The organism is Cytobacillus gottheilii (genome assembly GCF_001636345.1).
GTDB lineage: Bacteria > Bacillota > Bacilli > Bacillales > Cytobacillaceae > Cytobacillus > Cytobacillus gottheilii.
In genome coordinates, this window is the sequence record NZ_KV440945.1 from 1,576,579 (window position 1) to 1,595,699 (window position 19,121).

At 37.2% G+C, this 19,121-nt stretch carries 27 protein-coding genes and 1 pseudogene; 17 read left to right on the forward strand and 11 right to left on the reverse strand.

Annotation, left to right across the window (positions count from 1 at the left end; translation table 11 throughout):
* Positions 1 to 159 precede the first annotated feature (159 nt).
* Positions 160 to 846 (forward strand): YrrS family protein, encoded by a 687-nt coding sequence (locus A6754_RS07485; RefSeq protein WP_066443242.1) that lies wholly within the window; start codon positions 160 to 162, stop codon positions 844 to 846.
* 237 nt (positions 847 to 1,083) lie between these two features.
* Here A6754_RS07485 and A6754_RS07490 read toward each other — a convergent pair whose 3' ends face one another.
* Positions 1,084 to 1,287, reverse strand: coding sequence for a DUF2536 family protein (locus A6754_RS07490; RefSeq protein ID WP_066443243.1), 204 nt, complete (start codon positions 1,285 to 1,287; stop codon positions 1,084 to 1,086).
* Between the two features lie 175 nt (positions 1,288 to 1,462).
* Between A6754_RS07490 and A6754_RS07495 the strand changes: the two genes are divergently transcribed.
* The 6 genes from A6754_RS07495 to A6754_RS22320 all read left to right on the forward strand — a co-directional run bounded on the left by A6754_RS07495 (position 1,463) and on the right by A6754_RS22320 (position 6,034).
* Positions 1,463 to 2,101, forward strand: a complete 639-nt coding sequence (locus A6754_RS07495) for a class I SAM-dependent methyltransferase (RefSeq protein WP_066443244.1) — start codon at positions 1,463 to 1,465, stop codon at positions 2,099 to 2,101.
* Positions 2,102 to 2,119: 18 nt separating this feature from the next.
* The gene (mtnN, locus tag A6754_RS07500) at positions 2,120 to 2,824 is read left to right on the forward strand and encodes a 5'-methylthioadenosine/S-adenosylhomocysteine nucleosidase (protein WP_066443245.1); all 705 of its coding nucleotides are present in this window, start codon (positions 2,120 to 2,122) and stop codon (positions 2,822 to 2,824) included.
* An 18-nt stretch (positions 2,825 to 2,842) separates the two neighbouring features.
* Positions 2,843 to 3,766 (forward strand): PLP-dependent cysteine synthase family protein, encoded by a 924-nt coding sequence (locus A6754_RS07505; protein WP_066443246.1) that lies wholly within the window; start codon positions 2,843 to 2,845, stop codon positions 3,764 to 3,766.
* Positions 3,767 to 4,903: a bifunctional cystathionine gamma-lyase/homocysteine desulfhydrase gene (locus A6754_RS07510; RefSeq protein ID WP_066443248.1), complete on the forward strand. Its 1,137-nt coding sequence runs from the start codon at positions 3,767 to 3,769 to the stop codon at positions 4,901 to 4,903.
* A 179-nt stretch (positions 4,904 to 5,082) separates the two neighbouring features.
* On the forward strand, positions 5,083 to 5,340 hold the full coding sequence (locus tag A6754_RS07515; protein WP_066443250.1) for a YrhC family protein: 258 nt from the start codon (positions 5,083 to 5,085) through the stop codon (positions 5,338 to 5,340).
* A 553-nt stretch (positions 5,341 to 5,893) separates the two neighbouring features.
* Positions 5,894 to 6,034, forward strand: coding sequence for a YrzI family small protein (locus tag A6754_RS22320; RefSeq protein ID WP_082851638.1), 141 nt, complete (start codon positions 5,894 to 5,896; stop codon positions 6,032 to 6,034).
* 396 nt (positions 6,035 to 6,430) lie between these two features.
* Here A6754_RS22320 and A6754_RS22695 read toward each other — a convergent pair whose 3' ends face one another.
* Entirely contained in the window at positions 6,431 to 6,598 is a 168-nt protein-coding gene (locus A6754_RS22695; RefSeq protein ID WP_156495715.1) for a hypothetical protein, read from the reverse strand.
* 295 nt (positions 6,599 to 6,893) lie between these two features.
* Here A6754_RS22695 and sigK point away from each other — a divergent pair.
* Positions 6,894 to 7,328 (forward strand): annotated as a pseudogene (gene sigK / locus A6754_RS07520) (RNA polymerase sporulation sigma factor SigK); the annotation flags it as partial.
* Positions 7,329 to 7,378: 50 nt separating this feature from the next.
* Here the strand turns inward: sigK and A6754_RS07525 are convergent.
* Together A6754_RS07525 and A6754_RS07530 are read right to left on the reverse strand one after the other, a co-directional pair.
* Entirely contained in the window at positions 7,379 to 8,932 is a 1,554-nt protein-coding gene (locus A6754_RS07525; protein WP_066443253.1) for a recombinase family protein, read from the reverse strand.
* Positions 8,886 to 9,449 carry an ImmA/IrrE family metallo-endopeptidase gene (locus A6754_RS07530; RefSeq protein WP_066443254.1) on the reverse strand — a complete coding sequence of 188 codons (564 nt, stop codon included), beginning with the start codon at positions 9,447 to 9,449 and terminating at the stop codon, positions 8,886 to 8,888. The genes A6754_RS07525 and A6754_RS07530 overlap by 47 nt, the downstream gene beginning before the upstream one ends.
* A gap of 224 nt (positions 9,450 to 9,673) precedes the next feature.
* Between A6754_RS07530 and A6754_RS22700 the strand changes: the two genes are divergently transcribed.
* Positions 9,674 to 9,817 carry a hypothetical protein gene (locus tag A6754_RS22700; protein WP_156495717.1) on the forward strand — a complete coding sequence of 48 codons (144 nt, stop codon included), beginning with the start codon at positions 9,674 to 9,676 and terminating at the stop codon, positions 9,815 to 9,817.
* Here the strand turns inward: A6754_RS22700 and A6754_RS07535 are convergent.
* Together A6754_RS07535 and A6754_RS07540 are read right to left on the reverse strand one after the other, a co-directional pair.
* Positions 9,814 to 10,101: a hypothetical protein gene (locus tag A6754_RS07535; protein WP_066443255.1), complete on the reverse strand. Its 288-nt coding sequence runs from the start codon at positions 10,099 to 10,101 to the stop codon at positions 9,814 to 9,816. The genes A6754_RS22700 and A6754_RS07535 overlap by 4 nt on opposite strands.
* Positions 10,085 to 11,170, reverse strand: a complete 1,086-nt coding sequence (locus A6754_RS07540) for a hypothetical protein (RefSeq protein ID WP_066443256.1) — start codon at positions 11,168 to 11,170, stop codon at positions 10,085 to 10,087. The genes A6754_RS07535 and A6754_RS07540 overlap by 17 nt, the downstream gene beginning before the upstream one ends.
* Before the next feature lie 227 nt (positions 11,171 to 11,397).
* On the opposite strand from A6754_RS07540, the gene A6754_RS07545 reads away from it, so the two are divergent.
* The 3 genes from A6754_RS07545 to A6754_RS07555 are packed head-to-tail and all read left to right on the forward strand — an operon-like array spanning position 11,398 to position 13,723.
* Entirely contained in the window at positions 11,398 to 12,651 is a 1,254-nt protein-coding gene (locus A6754_RS07545) for a hypothetical protein (RefSeq protein ID WP_066443257.1), read from the forward strand.
* Positions 12,626 to 12,943, forward strand: coding sequence for a hypothetical protein (locus A6754_RS07550; protein ID WP_066443259.1), 318 nt, complete (start codon positions 12,626 to 12,628; stop codon positions 12,941 to 12,943). The genes A6754_RS07545 and A6754_RS07550 overlap by 26 nt, the downstream gene beginning before the upstream one ends.
* Positions 12,944 to 12,955: 12 nt before the next feature.
* Entirely contained in the window at positions 12,956 to 13,723 is a 768-nt protein-coding gene (locus A6754_RS07555) for a hypothetical protein (RefSeq protein WP_066443261.1), read from the forward strand.
* A 50-nt stretch (positions 13,724 to 13,773) separates the two neighbouring features.
* On the opposite strand, the gene A6754_RS07560 is transcribed toward A6754_RS07555, so the two are convergent.
* Genes A6754_RS07560 through istA form a run of 3 tightly spaced genes read right to left on the reverse strand, consistent with a single transcriptional unit; the run spans position 13,774 to position 16,290 of the window.
* The gene (locus A6754_RS07560; protein ID WP_066443262.1) at positions 13,774 to 13,986 is read right to left on the reverse strand and encodes a hypothetical protein; all 213 of its coding nucleotides are present in this window, start codon (positions 13,984 to 13,986) and stop codon (positions 13,774 to 13,776) included.
* A 7-nt stretch (positions 13,987 to 13,993) separates the two neighbouring features.
* Positions 13,994 to 14,743, reverse strand: coding sequence for an IS21-like element helper ATPase IstB (gene istB / locus A6754_RS07565; RefSeq protein WP_180320196.1), 750 nt, complete (start codon positions 14,741 to 14,743; stop codon positions 13,994 to 13,996).
* Positions 14,740 to 16,290, reverse strand: a complete 1,551-nt coding sequence (gene istA / locus A6754_RS07570) for an IS21 family transposase (protein WP_066442658.1) — start codon at positions 16,288 to 16,290, stop codon at positions 14,740 to 14,742. The genes istB and istA overlap by 4 nt, the downstream gene beginning before the upstream one ends.
* 125 nt (positions 16,291 to 16,415) lie before the next feature.
* Between istA and A6754_RS22705 the strand changes: the two genes are divergently transcribed.
* On the forward strand, positions 16,416 to 16,562 hold the full coding sequence (locus A6754_RS22705; protein WP_156495719.1) for a hypothetical protein: 147 nt from the start codon (positions 16,416 to 16,418) through the stop codon (positions 16,560 to 16,562).
* Positions 16,563 to 16,645: 83 nt separating this feature from the next.
* On the opposite strand, the gene A6754_RS07575 is transcribed toward A6754_RS22705, so the two are convergent.
* A complete protein-coding gene (locus A6754_RS07575) occupies positions 16,646 to 17,347 on the reverse strand; it encodes a restriction endonuclease (RefSeq protein WP_066443263.1) in 702 nt (233 codons plus the stop codon).
* Positions 17,347 to 17,673 carry a helix-turn-helix domain-containing protein gene (locus A6754_RS07580; protein WP_066443266.1) on the reverse strand — a complete coding sequence of 109 codons (327 nt, stop codon included), beginning with the start codon at positions 17,671 to 17,673 and terminating at the stop codon, positions 17,347 to 17,349. Before A6754_RS07580 ends, A6754_RS07575 begins: the two co-directional genes overlap by 1 nt.
* A 129-nt stretch (positions 17,674 to 17,802) precedes the next feature.
* Between A6754_RS07580 and A6754_RS07585 the strand changes: the two genes are divergently transcribed.
* The 4 genes from A6754_RS07585 to A6754_RS07600 all read left to right on the forward strand — a co-directional run bounded on the left by A6754_RS07585 (position 17,803) and on the right by A6754_RS07600 (position 19,051).
* Positions 17,803 to 18,033, forward strand: a complete 231-nt coding sequence (locus A6754_RS07585) for a helix-turn-helix domain-containing protein (protein ID WP_082851639.1) — start codon at positions 17,803 to 17,805, stop codon at positions 18,031 to 18,033.
* Positions 18,034 to 18,059: 26 nt separating this feature from the next.
* Positions 18,060 to 18,374, forward strand: coding sequence for a hypothetical protein (locus tag A6754_RS07590; RefSeq protein ID WP_066443270.1), 315 nt, complete (start codon positions 18,060 to 18,062; stop codon positions 18,372 to 18,374).
* Between the two features lie 68 nt (positions 18,375 to 18,442).
* Positions 18,443 to 18,739, forward strand: coding sequence for a hypothetical protein (locus A6754_RS07595; RefSeq protein ID WP_156495721.1), 297 nt, complete (start codon positions 18,443 to 18,445; stop codon positions 18,737 to 18,739).
* 66 nt (positions 18,740 to 18,805) lie between these two features.
* Positions 18,806 to 19,051 (forward strand): hypothetical protein, encoded by a 246-nt coding sequence (locus tag A6754_RS07600; RefSeq protein ID WP_066443274.1) that lies wholly within the window; start codon positions 18,806 to 18,808, stop codon positions 19,049 to 19,051.
* Positions 19,052 to 19,121 lie beyond the last annotated feature (70 nt).

Genomic DNA, 19,121 nt, shown 5'->3' on the forward strand with positions numbered 1-19,121 from the left:
TGAAGAGATTTCTGCTGGTGCCATTCTCCCTTTTAGCCTGAAGAAGAATAGGATTCTTTTTGTTTTCCTGCTATTCATGATAGAATGGTTTTCAGCAAATCTGTCTATAAAAATGCACATACTTTCTAATAAAGAATGTCTTTTTGGGAGGAGAACACGATGAAAGGCAATCAAGAGGAATATTCCAGATATGGAAAACGATCAAAGCGTAAAAAAACCAACATCATTTTAAATAGTTTAATTGTCGTTGTATTATTGCTGATCATCATCGTTTCCTATGCCGTTTTTTCAGGAAATGACAATGATAACCAGGCAGCAAACGGAGCTGAAAATGAAGAACAGACAACAGAAACCAATGAAAATGAACCTGCCGACACCACAGAGGATGTAACGGAGCCAGCTGATACAGAAGATGAAGAAACACAAGAAGATCAAGAAACGTCTGGAAATGAAAACGAAGAAAATGAAGAACAGACTTCCGATGAAGTAGCACCAGCTGATTCCAGTCAGGAGGTCGTTACAGAAGGCAGTGAGGATTCCAACATCATCCGCACGATTGAAAATCCAGCGTGGCAGCCAGTAGGCACTGTGCAAACAGAGCACCCAAGTGCGGTATATGACTCAAGTTCAGTGGACTGGCAGGAAAGTGTGAAAGCCATCACCTATGCAACAGGTCTTCCTGAAGAAAATATGACTATAATCTTCCTCGGCAATAACGGTGTCAATAAATCCGTTGCAACCGTCCGCTCAAAAGACCGAACTGAAAACTACCGTGTTTATATTGATTGGATTGACGGTGAAGGCTGGAAGCCGGTGAAGGTGGAAGAGCTTAGAGAGATTCAATAGAAATAAAAGAGGAAAGCCACTCATGTGAGTGGTTTTTGCTGTTTAATGTTAGCTTGACGTACTAGCTCCACAAGTTGTCCAAGCTAATCGGGCATTTCAGCTTTTCTATATGTCTAGCTCTAGGAACTGGGACTAGAGATCATAAAGGATAAGCCAGAGGAAAGGTCAAAATACGCCCTTTCGTCTAGACTCATCTTAAGTTTGTTGTGCCTATGAAAGGAGCTTCTGCTTTTCTTGCTATTTCGCCTTAAAATGCACAACCGCCGTAAAAAACGTTTTCCCTTTCTCATCCACATGCATCTGATGGCCAACATGGTGAACGCGCAGCATTAAAGGTTTATTTTCCTCGATTTGGGCGTTGATTTTGACCTCCAGTGTTTTTAAGTCGACCGCCTCGAAAAATTCCACTTTATCTTCAATATAATCAAAATGAATATTCATGTGTTTAAGATCCTCTCTGTTGTGATGTTATGCTTATTTTATAACAATAAAAATTTCTTGAAAAGTAGGGTTGATAATTGAAAGTTGCCACTTCCTATGGTACATTGGGAACAAGTTTTATTTTAATTCATAGTATACTCATAGGAATTATAAGTTTATGGAGAGTGAGTACAAAATGGGAAAAGAATTTCTTGAGCTTTTTGAAAATTGGGCAGACAGTTATGATGATACCGTTACAGGGCATGATATTGAATATAAAGAAGTCTTTAAGCATTATGATCCCTTATTAGAGGAAGTCGCAAAACGCTCTTCTGGAAGGGTGCTGGAATTTGGCCCGGGCACTGGGAATCTGACAAGGAAGCTATTAGACAATGGTTTAACTGTTACGGGGATCGAGCCTTCTCCTGCGATGAGAAAAGTAGCACAAACCAAGCTAGCCGGCGAAGCTGAGATTCTCGATGGCGATTTCCTTCACTTTGCGATTAAAGGACAGGTGGATACGATTGTCAGCAGTTATGCTTTTCACCATCTGACAGATGAAGAGAAAGGCTATGCCATTAGCAATTATGGAAAACTTCTTCCCTCTGGTGGTAAAATAGTGTTTGCGGACACGATGTATGAGACAGAGGACGCATATAAGGAAGCAATTGCTTCTGCACAGGAAAACGGCTTCCATAATTTAGCTGAAGACTTGCAAAGGGAATATTACACAACCATCCCTGTTTTAAAAGCCTTCATGGAACAAAACAACTTTACAGTAACATTTTCTCGTGTAAATGATTTTGTCTGGATTATGGAAGGAGTTAAAAAATAAGGAAGAGGTAAAAAAACAATGAAAATTGCAATTATCGGAGCAATGGAAGAAGAAGTAACGATCCTACGAGACAAAATAACGAATCAAACAGTCGAAACAATTGCAGGCTGTGAATATACAACAGGTGAGATGGATGGAGCAGACGTGATCCTGCTTCGTTCAGGTATTGGAAAAGTGAATGCAGCAATGTCTACAACCGTTTTATTGGACCGCTTCAAGCCGGATTATGTGATCAATACAGGTTCTGCTGGCGGATTAAACCCAGAACTGAATGTCGGCGATGTCGTGATCTCTTCAGAAGTAAGACACCATGATGTGGATGTAACAGCATTCGGCTATGAATATGGTCAGGTGCCACAGCTGCCTGCAGCTTTTACAGCAAATGAAAAGCTTGTGAAAATTGCAGAGGAATGTGCAAAAGAATCAGGCGACATTCAGGTGGTGCGCGGCTTAATCGCAACAGGAGATTCGTTTATGAGCGACCCTGTCCGTGTAGAAGCAGTGAGAGAAAAGTTTGAAGATTTGCAGGCAGTTGAAATGGAAGCAGCTGCAATTGCACAGGTTTGTCACCAATTTAACATTCCATTTGTCGTGATTCGATCTCTATCCGATATCGCCGGCAAGGAATCTGATATTTCATTTGACAAGTTTCTTGAAACAGCAGCATTGCACTCAGCAAACTTAGTCATGAGCATCACTTCTTCCATTAAAAATAATGGCTAAATAAAGGAATTGATTGGCTTGAACGTATATAAAAACATTCATGAATTAATCGGCCATACTCCTATCGTTGAAATCACCCAGTTCGAGCTTCCAAAGGCTGTCCGCCTTTTTGCGAAGCTCGAATTTATGAATCCGGGCGGCAGTGTGAAAGACCGCCTTGGCCAGGAGCTTTTACATGCGGCTTTTGTCAGCGGAGAGCTGAAGAAAGGCGGCACTGTAATTGAGCCGACTGCCGGCAACACGGGCATTGGTTTAGCGCTTGCTGCCATCAAACATGGAGTAAAGGTTATCGTCTGCATGCCCGAGAAATTCAGTATCGAAAAGCAGGAAATCATGAAAGCGCTTGGAGCGGAAATTATCCATACGCCAACAAGCGAAGGAATGGCTGGGGCCATCAGAAAGGCGAAGGAATTATTAAAAGAAATTCCTGGTTCTTACTGCCCGCAGCAATTCGCAAATCCGGCAAACCCAGACACCTACTACAAAACACTTGGACCAGAGCTTTATAAGCAGATGGACGGCCAATTGGATATTTTCGTAGCTGGTGCAGGAACCGGCGGCACATTCATGGGAACAGCCCGCTATTTAAAAGAGCAAAATCAAGAGATCAAAACAGTGATTGTGGAACCGGAAGGCTCTATTTTAAATGGAGGAGAATCTGGTCCCCACAAAACAGAAGGAATTGGCATGGAGTTTTTGCCGGACTACATGGATCCCGCCTATTTTAACGAGATTCATACCATTCTGGATATTGATGCGTTCGCACGAGTAAAAGAGCTGGCACAAAAGGAAGGGTTACTGGTTGGAAGTTCTTCAGGAGCCGCTTTTCATGCTGCCCTGGAGGAAGCGAAAAAGGCACCGGAAGGAACCAATATTGTGGTTATTTTCCCGGATGCCAGTGAACGATACTTAAGTAAAAAGATTTTCGATGGAGGTATTTAAATGAAAAGAAAAACAAGGCTGATTCACGGCGGTATCGCTGGTGACCCGCATACTGGCGCTGTATCTGTTCCCATTTACCAGGTAAGCACTTACAAGCAGGAGAGCGTAGGAAAGCATAGCGGATTTGAATATTCCCGTACAGGCAACCCAACTCGCCATGCGTTAGAAGAACTGATTAAAGATCTAGAAGGCGGCCATGCTGGATTTGCCTTTGGTTCTGGAATGGCGGCCATTACAGCTGTGATGATGCTGTTTAAGAGCGGCGATCATGTCATTTTAACAGACGATGTGTACGGCGGTACTTTCCGTGTCATGTCAAAAGTGTTAAATCGCTTTGGGATTGAGTCTACGTTTGTGGATACTAGCAATCTGGACAATATCGAAAAGGCGGTTCAATCGAATACAGTTGCATTATATTTAGAAACACCGACAAACCCGCTCTTGAAAATTACAGATATCGAAGGGGCAGTGGCAGAAGCGAAAAAGCATAATCTGCTGACAATCGTTGATAATACATTCTCAACTCCTTACTGGCAGACACCAATCGAAAATGGTGCTGATATCGTACTGCACAGTGCAACGAAATACATTGGCGGACATAGTGATGTCGTGGCAGGACTTGTTGTTGTGAACAGTGAAAAATTAGCCGAAGATCTGCATTTCGTGCAAAATTCCACTGGCGGCGTACTTGGACCGCAGGATTCTTGGCTATTGATGCGCGGCATTAAAACACTAGGCGTGCGCATGGAAGAAACCGAGAAAAATACACATGATATTGTAGAGTTCTTAAAAAATCACCCTGCTGTTGAAAAGGTATTCTATCCAGGCCTAGAAGAGCATCCAAACCATGAGATTGCCAAAAAGCAGGCTGGCGGCTTTGGCGGAATGGTTTCCTTTGATGTCGGCAGCGGCGAAAATGCTGATAAGCTTCTGAAAAAGATTAAATACTTCACGCTCGCAGAAAGCCTTGGTGCGGTAGAAAGCTTAATTTCAGTGCCAGCACGAATGACACATGCATCGATTCCGGCAGAACGCAGAGCGGAACTGGGCATTACAGAAGGTCTTGTGCGCATTTCGGTTGGATTAGAAGATGCGGAAGATTTAATTGAAGATTTGAAGAATGCGTTGGAAGATTAATACTGATGCTTGAGACTCTCCTTGACGGGGAGTCTTTTTTTAGCAGTATGGGATAAGAGCGGGTGCAGCAACGCACCAGTCTTATTTACATAATTTACATATACTCTCACCCTGTCAGGCATGTTAAAGTAGATTTATAGTTTTTAAGAGAGAGACATACACATCAACGGGGTGATGAGATGAAACAAAATGCAAAAGGTTTATATGAAAAAATGCTAGATTTCAAACGATTTGCGATCTCCCTTCTGGCTGTAGGCTCGTTTTTTTATTTAGGAATGATTCTGCCAACGGAACAAGCGCTGGCTGATTCACATATTATGACAGCAGCATCTGTCTTCTTTTTAGCAGGAGCGATCTTCTTTTTTGTGCGCTCACGTAAATGCCGTTCTTTACTTGCAGAAACTGAAGGCGGCGACGAATATTTGATGAAGAAATAGAAACGCCTGAGAGGCGTTTTTTTTGTGCGCTTTTTTTGGGGGTGTAATGCTGTGTGTGATGTTTTGAGTTTGGCGAATAAAAGGTCGCTTACGGCGAATATATGAAAATAACGGCGAATAAAAATTTTTGAAGGCGAATATATCTGTTTAACGGCGAATATCTGATATTCGAAACAGTAAATACATACGAAATGGTTGCTGTTTCACGGCCGTTCAGTAGGCAAGACAACATTTTTGCATAATTTTTCAAATTATTGTTTACAAAATTGGTTTTTGTGGATATACTTACCAATGTAAGTGAAAAATTCTAAAAGGAGGTCGAAGAAAATGATGATGAAAAACGTAGTAATTGAACAATTGAATCAAACTTCATATGTAACGAATTCGACCGACTTGGACTGGATCGCTTAATTTAAATTTGTCTATCCATGCCGCAGGGAGATTCGTTTCCTGCGGCATTTTTGTGCCCTTTTGCCGCAGGAGCAGTATGCCCTGCGGCTTTTTGCTGCCTAAAAATAGGCTCAAGGATAGAAAAAAAGAGGAGGTGGTATGCATGACCCTAAATATTCTGTTTTTCACCGTTACCATTCATAAGCGCAAGCTGACAACTGAAGATGCTCTTCGCGAAGAAATGTGTCACAAGCTTATGGAAGAAAACCGTGATCGTCAATTCTCACTTTACGGCAGATTTTAATTTTAAGAACAAAAATACAAGGAAAGGCGGGGAATAAGATGTTATTTATGATGCAAGGCAGGCTGGCAATATTCTATGTGGAGAAGGACTCCACCTAACGGCAAAAGGGAGTGGTATACATGTCATTGCATATACTCATTTTCACATTAGGTTTCAGGCGAAGAAAAACCAAGAAAAGTCACATGGATTAACAAAATGTTCACAACCCCTTTGATCCACCAGGAATCAGCTATGCTACATTAAAGGTAAGAAATGGTGATAAGGGGTGGAGGCATGTTTATAATCGTGATGGGATTGGTTATATGCGGATCAATTGGCTGCATTATCGCCGCCGAAGTCAGTGTGGAATAGAAGAAAAGGATCAGCATCTGGGTGCTGATCCTTTTAAAAAATTAACTATTGTTTTCTATCCCTCGGAAAAAACCACAAAAATGCCACGATTGCGATCGCCGCAGCCATAATAAGAATCGGCCTTAGGGCAAATCCATTAAAAATAAGCTCTCCAGTAGAAGCCAAAACAATGATGATAAGCGTAATAGCCAAGATAATTTTCTGTGCAGGCAAGTCTCTAACCTCTTTCAACTATGATAATTTAATCATACAGAAAAAGGGGAGAGTTTGTCTAATGAGGCATAAAATTCAGCCTAGTGATTATACGATGCAGATTGTCTGCATGCAGCATATTATTTTAAATAATTATTGAACGGAAAATTATTGCTCTTAAGTCCGCTATGACTATACGAAATAGGTTAAACCCAAATAATACTAATTAAAATATGAAGTAGGACAGACAAAAACAACTCCGCCCTCACATAGGAATTAGGTATAGGAAAAAGTCTTGAAAGCGGGGGTGGCAGAAATGTCCGGAATTTTAACAGCACTCGGATTTATGGTAAAGGAAATCATCTTCCTTGTTTCATACGTAAAAAACAATGCCTTTCCACAGCCGCTGTCAGCAGCAGATGAGAAAAAATATTTGCGGCTAATGGCAGAAGGCGATGCCCATGCGCGCAATATGCTGATTGAGCATAACTTACGGCTTGTTGCCCATATTGTGAAAAAATTTGAAAATACAGGTGAAGATTCTGAAGACCTGATCTCAATTGGAACGATCGGCTTAATCAAAGCCATTGAAAGCTATTCAGAAGGCAAAGGAACAAAGCTTGCGACATACGCAGCCAGATGTATTGAAAATGAAATTCTTATGCATCTGAGAGCGCTGAAGAAAACGAAGAAAGACGTTTCGCTGCATGATCCGATTGGGCAGGATAAGGAAGGGAATGAATTAACCCTAACATGTTATCTGTTTTAACAAAACGGTGCCATGTCAGGGTTTTCTAATGTTCACTGATTCAATTTTGGATAAAGAACTAACTGAAAGTCATCACGCCATTGGTGTTTCTCTTTCCGATAAACAGCTTTTTCAAGAACACTCTTGAGAAGGCTGTTTTTTCGTTTGGGATCATCGCTTTTATAATAGAGATCCAAGACATGTTCCACCTGGGGAATAATCTTTTCTTTGGCTTGCTGCCGTTCTTCTTCCAGGCTTAGGGATTCCTTAGCTGATTCAATGGCAGCGTTTATTTCTTCTGAACGTTGTGATAAGTGCCGTGATCGTTCTAAGAAAACATTTTCCGTATAGATTCCACGTTCCAGTAAATCGTGTAACTTGTGCTGCTGCTTTTCTGTTTCAACTAATTCACGTTCAAGTTTAATTAATGCTGTTCGATTAACTTCTGCCAGCTGCAATTCGTCGCCTTCTTCATTTACTCTCATTTCCCAATCAGCTTTATATGCTTCTAGCCATTGCTCTAATGACTCTATAATCCGTCTTTCTACTAATTCAAAATTACTTGCCTTGTTATCACAGCGAGGATTGTTATAGCACTTAATATGAGGCTTCTGTGTTGTATAAGGACGATACACCATCTTGGCTCCGCATTTATCACAAACAACGATTCCAGCTAAGGGATTTGTTATGCCATTTACTAGCTGATAGGGAACATGATAACGTCCTTTTAAGACTTCCTGTGCTTTCTGGTACAGCTCCATTGTTATGATCGGATCGTGCTTACCTTCAACATCAATCCATTGTTCTTTTGGTTTGGTTGCTATTTCTTTCGTTTTTTGTGGATCAGATGATTTAGTTGTTTTCGTTTTTCCCCATTGTATTCGGCCGGCATAAACAGCATTTTTGATTACACTTAGAACGGAGCTATTTGACCATTTGTTTCCTTTGGCTGTTTTATAGCCTAGCTCATTCAGTTTATTGGCAATCATGGCAGCTCCTATTCTTACTTCTGGATCATCATGGGTGTACCAGTCAAAAATCATTTTAACAACTGCAGATTGCTCTTCATGGGGTTCTAGTGATCTACCATCTTTTAAAGGCTTAATTTTATAGCCATAGGGTGGTGTTGTACCAATATAGTTCCCTGCTTCAACACTAGCCAAGCGACCACGCTGTAAACGTCTTGTGATGATCTTTAATTCTTTACGAGCCATAAACGCTTCAAACTCGCTATATTCTTCATCCCATTCATCATGAAGGTCATAAGTCTTTCTTGGTGTAATGATCTTTGTGTTGGCTTCTTTAAACGTTTCTAAGATCAAGCCTTGCTCCTTCATTCCGCCACGGCCAAGACGATCCATATCCATACAAATGACTGCATCATATTTATGTGCTTCAACTTCATTTAGCAGCTGTAGCATGGCAGGACGGTGCATTAGACTTTCACCAGAAACGATTTCTTCATAAATCTTTATTATATTTAGTTGAAGCTCACTAGCAACCTTTAATAATGCCTTTTTATGCTTTGCGAGTGTTTCCCCTTCACCACGTGATTCGGCTTCAATATCGGCACGTGACTTCCTCAAATACATGGCTACTTTGTTCATGCTGTTCCTCACCTCGATCCATAGTTAATGTATATGCGTTACTCTTTAATTTAGCATTTCTATGCACGTGATCCACTCGATATTGGCAAACTTCTTCGGAGACTTTGAACATTTTTGACATGTCTTTCACTAGTGTTGGACTTTTCCAATCTAGCAGCTGCAGCATGTGAAAAGGAATAGCTGCGTATCGGGTAAAGTGGTTTGCATCCCATTCTTGGAGATCACGGAAACTATCAGGCATGATTTTATATTGGTAGCCAGAATGGCGAAGTAAATGACATAGCTCATGGAAAAATACTTCACGCTGCTGAAAGTCATCCAAGTTTTTATCTATATTAATTAATTGGAATCTACCGTTTTCATGGGAATAGCTGCGTTTGTTACTGAAAGTTAGGAATATGCTTAATTCTCTAGCTATCCTTGTTTCCTCAATGTCTTCGGGTTTATTTATTCGCATTGTACGATAAAGGTTATAGATTCTTTTTTCTAAGGGGAATGGTTTATAAGTATAGGACATATGTATCACCTCTATATCATTATAAAAACATATGTTCTGTTTGAGCAACAGAAAAATGACAAACTTTTGAGAATGTGGGCTTAATAGAACTTTTGCAACGCACAGTATTGTTAAGGAACCTTATTTCATTTTATCTTAATTATTTCATTGAATATGTTTAGAAAATGGGGTTAATTGAGAAAATATGAACATATAGATGAAATATCCAAGGAGGTTAGATATATATGAGGCAAAGAAGAGATGATATGTTAAAAGAATTAAGAAAGACCAACTTGAAAGTAAATACACTTATAAAAGAAATCATTTATAGTGTAAATAATACTAAGAAGAAGCCAAATAAAAAAAAGCCAAGCAATAATGCTGGCTAGGCGTTTACTAATGTACGGTTCTTATATTCTTCTCTCTCTTTACTGTAATTAGTACTAACTGATTTTTGAATCTCGTTCATTAAGTCATTAATTTCAGTTAGGCGTTGTTGAAGAGCAGAAGTATCAATAGATGTGTTGAAATTTTCCATCGCTGATGTATAAGCACTTAAGTCTGGTAATTCAATTTTTGGTATCTTCGCAGAAGTAGTATAAACTGGTGTTTTAATAATTGTTTTTGCAACCGAAGAGTGTAATTGTCTACTGTTTCTATGCATTTTTGACATTTTTACTTTCTCCTCTCGAATTGAATATTGAACGATTGTTTGAAATTAATATTACGAAACTCTTCCACAAAGAGATTATATCCTCTATATACATAGTATCATAGTCTATCTCAGTTTGCACCATATCTACGGGTCTTGGTTTAGGATAAAGAGTTACAATCCATTTTTCATTATTAGGAGCTTTTATTTCGAAACTAATCAATTTTCCTTTAATCATATAATAATTTTGCTTTATATTTTCAGTTTTGATTAGATGGTTACTACCATTTCTAGGATAATTTTTTCCAACCTGATGTACATGAATATGTTTAGAAAATATACATACAAACTCCTTCGGATCAACCCTGTGAACCGTAAAATAATGATGGAAATCTAATTCATTTTCGTTCAACCCATTTTGAGAAAGACTTGAAATTCTAAGTAACACTTCATGGAATAATTTTTCCAAGTTAAAATGCTTGATCGTAACTTCGTTAATCAGATCTCTTATGTAAGCTAATTCCCAAACTGACTTAGTTAATAATTTATCCTTTTCTTCTAATGTATCCTGATAGTAACTTACATCTGTCTTATGTTCTTTATTTGATTCTTCCAGTTCTTTTCTAAGATCCTCAAAAGAAAATGCTTCTCTTTCAAAAAAGTCGAAGTTTCTTTTGTATTCTTTGTTTCTGTATTTCTCAAAAGCACCAATATGGAACAATTCTGACGTTGGCTCTGTTGTTTCAATAATTGTCCTTCTGTCTATCCACCAGAGAAATATAATAAAAATAAATACTCCAGCAATAATAAAAGTAGAATTCGGGACAGCACTAATAATTGCTATTTGCTCTGCTCTTAAAAAACCAATAAGAACCGGAATACCTATTGTTAGGATTGTAATAATCCATCTTATTAAGGTGTTTAGTTCTTTTAGAAAACTATGAAAGAAAGACCAGCAGCTTTTAATATGTTTTCCGATACCATAATTCTTGTTCGATAATTTATTTGCATCTTTTAAACTGTCGAAGAAAGAATCATATGATACCCCTATTTTTTTTAGCTGTTTGTCTATGTTTTTTAAATGATCCAAATGGTATCCCCCTAAAATTTCTAATAATATTTTACCATATAATACATAAATTGTACTCCGGTATCTACCTTATTGATAATTCACTTTTATTTAAGTTGAATCTTTCTTTGAGTTTTATAATACTTACTAGGGAAAGTAATACTTTAAAATTTCTGTTAGAAATTGTAATATTAATCTTAGATAATATCAACTAATTAAGAAAAACTCCCTAGGAGGTCATGATATATATGCTAGACAATTATAATTGTTTATCTGATCAACAAATGATTAATATAGACTATTTTTTGGATAGAGCTGATTCGAACCGATTAGAGATATTACATCAATTGTTTATGGTAAAAAGAGCAAGAAGAAAAATAGAATATAGAGAAAATATTATTAGGGATCTAAGGATTGAACAAGTACCATTTGATTATTTTTTAACTTGGTTGTGTCATATTGAGTTAGAGGGAAATAATTCATTATTTGTCTATGAACCTGAAGATGAAAAAGTGTTTAGCAAAATTAACTTAAATTCTCTATATGAGGAAAACGTTAAAAAAATCACACCATTGTACGATATCAATATTGAAAATCTAAATGAGATTAAATTGGTAGATGTTATTAGATATGAAGAAAAGAATCAAGTGTTATTTACCATTGCTGCTCCATCACAGATACAGTATAAAAGCTTAGATGGGAGAGTAAAATTAAGAGATCATGTCTATTTAGCTTATATTACGGTTGATTTTGAAATAAATTCAATTATTTTATCAATGCACCCTACATCTGGTCTTGTTTCAATTTATGGAGAAACAGGGAAAAGAAGAGAAATAGATGATTTAACATGGATAATACTTCATTTCTTCCGAAACAATATCTTACAGTTTACTCTAAAAGAGCCAAAATGGATAATAGATGCTCTTTCTAAGATTTCTGATGAATATTTTTACCATAATAATCCTATAATAGAAGAGAAAACAGAACTTTTTTCTAACGAAATTATTCCTGAAATTATGAAAAAATTAAAAGAATTGGATTCAACAATAGATAGAGAGGACTCCTTTCTGAGATTAGAAAGAGGTTTAACCAACCTGTATGAAAATGAAATGTTAATAAAGTTTAAAAGAATACAAAAAGACATTCCATTTAGTATTTTTCTTCAACAAACTGACAAGGGACTTACTCAGTTTAAAGCAAATACAAGAGGGAAGGCACTGAGTCATGCTGAGGCTGGAGAAATTATTAGGCTTATGTGGGAACATGGTGAAGTATTAAACTTTGGCTTAATACATAAGGAAAATTTTAAAGAATATGGTTACATAATAAAAAAATTAGATAAGTATTATTCGTTTAAAAAGTATACAACATCAGGGGCAGAGAAGGAGGTAATAGATAATGTATTACGAAAACTTAATAAATATAAAGAGGAAGCTGAATCTAACCTTACCGACTCTGAAACTGAAGAATTTGAACTTGGAGCTGACGATTTTAAGGCCTGAAACGACTGTTTCTCCACATTATTTAGCAAGAAAAACTAAAATTCCTCTTCAGCTGGTAGAAGATATATTAACAAGCTTAGCACATGATAAATTGTTAGATACTAAATTTATTATTTTTTGTAATAATGGGGATCCAGAGCTTGTTCATGGTTTTGAATTTGTAAACAAAAAAGAGCTAAGGGATTTTATTGTAAAGAACAAGTTTTTATGCCCTGATTGTGGAGAGAACTTAAACACACAGGACATAAGAGTAGCTTTTCTCAAAAAAGATCTCCCTCATAAAGCATTATAAGGTGGAACGACTATGAAAGACACAATTTCAGCTAAACGTTTTATGAACCAAGCTAAAGATGAAGAAATTTGGGAACCCATTCAAGAAGGCGAAAAGGCTCATTTCCAGGAATTAGTTAATGAAGTGAAGTATACTTTGGAAAAAGGCACTAAAAAGGAAAAAGGCGATTCAATGGAAGATTTAATGACCTATGTTTATGGTAGGTTTCTTATAGCGCATGTTGAACCAAATGTTTATAAAGGTGACAATCAAATTGACCACATCATAGAATTTATAGATGGCTTGTTGCCTAATTTTGTACAAAATCATATTGGAATAAGAGCTATTGGTGAATCTAAAAATCATAAGGAGTCTATAAGTGTTAGAGATGTAACGGATTTAGTTGAACTATTAAGATCTAAGAAAGCAAAACTTGGAATATTTAGTTCGTATAAATCTTTTAGTCGTGGAAGAAATAAAAGTCCTTGGATAAATGCTGAAGGTAAAAGAAGAAAATTAGCAATCTCAAACAATAATGAAAAAATTATCATAGGATTTACCATTGAAGAATTAGAAAGCCTTTTAGAAAAAAATTTCTATACAATGTTAAAGCAAAAGTACTTTGCATTAATTGATGAAATTGACGATGACTATACTGATTATTCTACAGATGATTTATCGATTCCATATCATATAAGATTGATTACAGCCAAGGGATTTTACCACCCTTGCCATCTTTTTTACCACTCTTCGCCAAGGAATTTACCAGGCTACGCCAACGTATTTACCAGTACGCAATAAGCCCTACAGATTAACATTCTAGTAGTCCCGTAGGGCTTTATTTTAAATTACTACTCAGAGTGGTTAATGAAATAATTGAAGATTAACTTTCTAGTCCCTTCAAATATATCTTGCTCAGTCCAGCTATAAGGAACAGGTTCCTCACCGTATACCTTTAAAAGCTTTTCATTTGGTTCCTTTGGAAAAGGAATCCAGTTTTTGTAACCCACCCAATAATAGTATTCTTCAATCTTCTGAATCTCTTTAGGGGTTAATGTGGCCATATCAAGGTTACCTTCCTAACCCGTGACGCTCACGCATAGAAACTTCTCCATCTAGTAGAATTTGATAGGAGTCATGAATAATGCGATCTAAGATTGCTTCCGCAATCGTTTCATTTCCTAGCTTTAAATGCCATCCACTAGGATCAATCTGTGAACAGAATATAGTGGAACCCACCTTATGACGCGCCTCTGTAATTTCCAAGAGGATTGCTGCTTCATCCGTTGTTAAATCTGTTAATAGCCATTCATCTAGGATAAGGAGGTCTACTTTCGTATATTTTTTTATGCTCTTCCGATAACTTCCGTCGGCTGCTAATTTAGCGAGTGACAGCTCATCCAGTAATTCTGGTAATCGAATATATTTAACGTTGAAAAACTGGCGACAGGCAGATACTCCGAAGGCAGTAGCTAAGAATGACTTTCCTGAACCAGTAGGTCCTTTTAATATAATGTTATGACTATCAAGTATATAATTACAACTAGCCAACTTCAAAATCAGTTCTTTGTTTAGCCTTCGATCTTCATGATATTCAAGGTCTTCAATACATGCATTGGAATTAAGAAAAGTCGCCATTTTGATTAACCGTTGAAGCTTATTACTCTTTCGGCGGGCATGTTCTAAATCGACAAGTAAACTAAATCGATCTTCAAAAGTCATTTTTTGAAATTCTTTATTCGCTGCTTGTTCCTTATAGGCTTCTGCCATTCCACTTAATTTCATCTCGATTAATTTGGTTAATGTTTGTTCATTCATCATTTATCCGTTCCCCCATAGTAAGAAGCTCCACGTGTAAAGCCAAAATTATTTGTGTTGATTTCTGTTTTCCGTTTTAATTCTTGCTCTGCGTCATTCTTCTTGTTAGTCTTCAGTAGCGTTTGAATACTTTTGACCGTTGGTCTTTTAGTCATTGAGATTACCATCTTACAAGCACGTTCAATCTCATATTTCGTGTATCGACGCTCAAACTTCTTCAAAGAAAATATAGATTGTAGGGCTAGCTTCTCTGTTTGTGAAGTATCTAGAAGATATTGAATTACACTTAACGTTGATTCTCCAATGTTTTCTGCCCATTCAATCGCAGCTTCTGGGGTTTGATCAACGAATAACTTGTGATTATCTGGCATATGATCGTGAACAGTGGTAGTTTGACCAAATTTACCATATAATCGTTTATGAGAGGCTATTCTCATATGGTTAAAAAACACCTCTAAGAGTTTATCAGACACTCTCACTTCGACTTCTCGATTGATATATTCGTATGGTACGGAATAAAACATGCTATCGAAGGAAACATGATAGTCAGGTGCTACAGTTGTCTTTTTCCATTCAGACATTTTATAAGGTTCTATCGGAAGGGGAGAAAGGGCAAATTTCTCTTCTTCTTCAAATGCAGACAAACGCGACCCTTTTTTTCGAGTAAAGGGTCTTTTATTAAATTCGTCTAATCTCTTCCTAACCTCTTCGTTCAATTCATCAATAGTAAAGCAATGCATGTTTCTTAATGCTGCGATTATCCAAGTAGAAATCACTCCAACCGACCCTTCTACACTGGCTTTATCTTTAGGGGTACGAACCCTCGCTGGCATGACAACAGTATTGTAGTAGTCCGCCATCTCTTTATAAGCAGGATTTAAGATCAATTCGCGGGTTGTATGCTTAGTAACGCTTGTTTTTAGGTTGTCTGGAACGACAATTTGAGTCGTACCACCGAAATACCTATAGGCATTATTGTGAAGTGTGATCCATGAATGAGAGTCCATAGACAGGCTTGCTTCTGCGTATGATAACTGGCTGCACGGCAAGGTCGCAACGAACACATAGGCTTTTACCTTTTCTCCAGTATCTCTATCAATGATGAATGCTGTGGAGCCCGCCCAATCGACTTCCATGATTTCACCTGGTTTTCTGCGAATGCGCAAAGTAGCTTTGTATTTATCTGCATAATTACTGTAATGACGTAAGAAACTTCGATAAGAGTATGGGATCTTTTGATTCGCTCTACATTCAGCTTCATATTCATGGTGGAGAAGTGAAAGTGTTACATTGGGCTTTGCCAACTCCTCATGAATATAGTCAAAATTCAAGGGATGCCGACCTGAAGCCTCCAATGTTTTCTGAGGAAAAAGAAATTCTTCAATCCATTTATCCGTCATTTCCTCCTCTAACGGACAGACTAGGCCCTTCTTTTCGGCAAGGGTGATGATCTCTGTTACTTTTTGACGAGAATGGCCAGTACTTGAGGCAATACCTCTAAGGCTAATACCCTCATCCTGTAATTCCAATATCTTTCGATAATGAATCATACAAAAAACCTCCTGAATAATAATGACACACCAATAGGTGTGCTCAATAATTATACAGAAGGCAATGTAGTGGTAAACAGCTTGTCATTTGCTGGTACATTTCTTGTCACTAGGTGGTAAATAGAATGTCATTGGTGGTACATTTCAATGGCCGTAATCATATAAGATTATATGATTCTTTAAAACAATTAAAATTAAATCAGATTATTGATAGTGACACTTTTGAAAAAAGTAAACTTACCCTTTTGGAAAAATACGGAGAGTTAGATTGATTAGAACGTCTTTCGATAAAAAGACGTTTTTTGTTATTTACTTGGAACAAAAAATCCCAAAATATTTTTGGGATTTTTCAAGTTTAAACGCTCTTTTTTAATTGTTTTTCTTTCCAAGCTACAATTCGGTCAGCTGAATAACATTTAATTTTCGTTCTGTCGGCTTCTAGCATAGCAGCAGTTGTGTAACCAGTAGACGAAATAAAATCAGCAAGAACACACTTATGATTTTTCTTTGCCGAATCTAGTTCTCTAATTTCCTTAACAGAAACTTGCCTTCCTGAATCGATCCAATGTTTTATCTGAATTGCAACTTTAGCTTTGTGCTTAGGATCATATACTATAAGATCAACTCCGCCGTCTGCCCCTTCTTTTGTTAATTCGGGTTTGTATCCTTTAGCTTTATAGTATAAATAGCATAAGCGCTCAAATTCTTTCCAACCAATCACTTCAATCGGAAGTTTTAAAATTTCGCTGTCAGATCTTAGAGAATTAGAAACCGAACGGGATCCACCTTGCTTCTTTGTTGTATTTGTCTTTTTTTTGTTATTTGTAGTTGCTGATTTTTTTGCTGCAGCTTGTTTTTTCTTATTTTTTTTATTTGGTAAAAGACTAAAAATAATGCCATACACCAATAGTGCTACAAATAGTGTAAGACCTATTAGAAATATAATATTTTCAAAAAAAGGAAATAATGCACGAATTTCATTTTGGTAGATAACTACAAGAATAGCAGCCATACCCGCAAGTGGGCCAGCAAAAGCCTGTTTCTGTTTATCAGTCATTATTCTTGCCTTCCCTGTGAAGCCTTCCACTTCACATACTCAATATGTCTTTTTATATCCTCAATCTCTTCTTCTGATAATCCTTCCATATCAAAGAAGAAAAGGTTCCCCTTTTCAGTTTCACCATCTTTTTCTTTCCCTGTTAATAGGAAATCCAATGAAACATCATAGTACTCAGAAAGCTTAATCAATGATTCATAATCTGGATTTCTTTTTCCAGACTCGTAAGCTGTATATGCTGGTCTAGTTACACCTAGGAGTTTTGCTAGATCCTCTTGTGTCTTGTTATTTTCTTTTCTAAGTTTAATTAATTGTTCTTTTAACATGCGCTTCACCTCTTATAAGCTTAATTTTACAGTAACGTGCTGTTACTAAAAATATATGTAACAAAAAGATACTTTATTTATAAAAATTTGTTGACTTAGTAACTAATCGATACTATTATAAGAATTAAGATGTTTCATTTCGTTACGAAAGGAGGTAATCCATTGAGAAAATGGCTTAAAGATAAAAGAGAAAGTATTGGATTAACTCATGAAGAAGTAGCAGCTGAATCTGGTATTCAAAGAGCCTATTACACCATGATAGAAAACGGAACACGTAATCCGAGTGTTGAGGTCTCTAAGAAAATCGCCAATGTAATTGGTTTTAGCTGGACTATTTTTTTTGAAAATCAAAGTAACTAAACGTTACATAAAAAGGAGAGATCTGTATGACAACAACTATTTCCCCCAACCTAATGAAAGATCGCTACTGGGGATCAATGCTGCATTTGTTTTTGAATCATCCAAAGTTAAACAATTGCTTGAACACGAAGTATTTCGACTTAAGTGATGAAACGGTAAAAATTCAGTCGTTAAAGCGTGTAGCTGGGCCGTGGTCTACTTCTGAAAAAGTCATGCTGAATTTAGCGCTACATCTATTTAATGAGCGCAACAAGTTCAATCTTTCAGATATGGATAGTCTTGACTCCAATAATCGAAAGCTAGCTTTTGAAGCCATGCACATAAGGTTTTACGGAAGATGAAAATGACAGATTGGAAAATTATTCTTACTTTTAAACATACCATTTTTAAGGAGGACTGGAATATAAAAATGAAAAAAACTGTCGAAGAATCTCGTTTGCATAGCAACCTGCTGCGCACTGCTGCTTATCTACTTGATGCGCTGCGTTATGAAGATTATGAATCTGCGAAACTTGAAATGGAAGAATTACAGTTTGGTATGAGTAAGCTGGAGGAGCTGGCCGTGAAAAGGGAGAGAAGGGAAAAGCTCACTGCCGTTATAAAGGAACTGAAAATAAAGGGAGTGGAAATTGATTTTGCCAGCCGAGCAACATTTTTAGCCAGCACTGCGAAAAATGCTGTAGAACAAGAGAGAAAATTATCGTAAATACACCAATTTAAAAAATATAAATAAATTATCGTACAGCAGCGTTTTAAAAGGAAGGTGAAAAGAATGTCAACAATTACAGGGGTCGTCCCTCAAGGCTTGCGTCATACACATGTTTCAAGAGGTGATTTGCTTATGAAACAGAAGGCTTATGACGCAACTTATGAAATAGGCAATACAGTCGTCCATATTGTCGCACCGCCCAAAAAAACACAAGCAGAAGTGGATCAAATATTAAAAGAATTTCATCGCTGCGGTTGGTCCATTCTCGAAGAAATTGAAGAGAAGATGCGACAGAAAAAAGATCGATGAGACAGAAAAATGGCAGTAGGTTTCGCCGACCTACTGCCAAATAAAAAACATAAATAAATTATCGTGCTTT

Bases quoted from the DNA above. Each gene is read 5' to 3' on its own strand.
- A6754_RS07590 (WP_066443270.1), top strand. From the start codon at position 18,060: ATGACAACAACTATTTCCCCCAACCTAATGAAAGATCGCTACTGGGGA.
- A6754_RS07490 (WP_066443243.1), bottom strand. From the start codon at position 1,287: ATGAATATTCATTTTGATTATATTGAAGATAAAGTGGAATTTTTCGAG.
- A6754_RS07535 (WP_066443255.1), bottom strand. From the start codon at position 10,101: ATGTCAAAAATGCATAGAAACAGTAGACAATTACACTCTTCGGTTGCA.
- A6754_RS07580 (WP_066443266.1), bottom strand. From the start codon at position 17,673: ATGTTAAAAGAACAATTAATTAAACTTAGAAAAGAAAATAACAAGACA.
- mtnN (WP_066443245.1), top strand. From the start codon at position 2,120: ATGAAAATTGCAATTATCGGAGCAATGGAAGAAGAAGTAACGATCCTA.
- A6754_RS07545 (WP_066443257.1), top strand. From the start codon at position 11,398: ATGCTAGACAATTATAATTGTTTATCTGATCAACAAATGATTAATATA.
- A6754_RS07530 (WP_066443254.1), bottom strand. From the start codon at position 9,449: ATGTCCTATACTTATAAACCATTCCCCTTAGAAAAAAGAATCTATAAC.
- A6754_RS07515 (WP_066443250.1), top strand. From the start codon at position 5,083: ATGAAACAAAATGCAAAAGGTTTATATGAAAAAATGCTAGATTTCAAA.
- A6754_RS07600 (WP_066443274.1), top strand. From the start codon at position 18,806: ATGTCAACAATTACAGGGGTCGTCCCTCAAGGCTTGCGTCATACACAT.
- A6754_RS07595 (WP_156495721.1), top strand. From the start codon at position 18,443: ATGAAAAAAACTGTCGAAGAATCTCGTTTGCATAGCAACCTGCTGCGC.
- A6754_RS22700 (WP_156495717.1), top strand. From the start codon at position 9,674: ATGAGGCAAAGAAGAGATGATATGTTAAAAGAATTAAGAAAGACCAAC.
- A6754_RS07560 (WP_066443262.1), bottom strand. From the start codon at position 13,986: ATGGCCACATTAACCCCTAAAGAGATTCAGAAGATTGAAGAATACTAT.
- A6754_RS07485 (WP_066443242.1), top strand. From the start codon at position 160: ATGAAAGGCAATCAAGAGGAATATTCCAGATATGGAAAACGATCAAAG.
- istA (WP_066442658.1), bottom strand. From the start codon at position 16,290: ATGATTCATTATCGAAAGATATTGGAATTACAGGATGAGGGTATTAGC.
- A6754_RS07510 (WP_066443248.1), top strand. From the start codon at position 3,767: ATGAAAAGAAAAACAAGGCTGATTCACGGCGGTATCGCTGGTGACCCG.
- A6754_RS07585 (WP_082851639.1), top strand. From the start codon at position 17,803: ATGTTTCATTTCGTTACGAAAGGAGGTAATCCATTGAGAAAATGGCTT.
- A6754_RS22320 (WP_082851638.1), top strand. From the start codon at position 5,894: ATGACCCTAAATATTCTGTTTTTCACCGTTACCATTCATAAGCGCAAG.
- A6754_RS07555 (WP_066443261.1), top strand. From the start codon at position 12,956: ATGAAAGACACAATTTCAGCTAAACGTTTTATGAACCAAGCTAAAGAT.
- A6754_RS07495 (WP_066443244.1), top strand. From the start codon at position 1,463: ATGGGAAAAGAATTTCTTGAGCTTTTTGAAAATTGGGCAGACAGTTAT.
- A6754_RS22705 (WP_156495719.1), top strand. From the start codon at position 16,416: ATGTCATTGGTGGTACATTTCAATGGCCGTAATCATATAAGATTATAT.
- istB (WP_180320196.1), bottom strand. From the start codon at position 14,743: ATGATGAATGAACAAACATTAACCAAATTAATCGAGATGAAATTAAGT.
- A6754_RS07525 (WP_066443253.1), bottom strand. From the start codon at position 8,932: ATGAACAAAGTAGCCATGTATTTGAGGAAGTCACGTGCCGATATTGAA.
- A6754_RS07575 (WP_066443263.1), bottom strand. From the start codon at position 17,347: ATGACTGATAAACAGAAACAGGCTTTTGCTGGCCCACTTGCGGGTATG.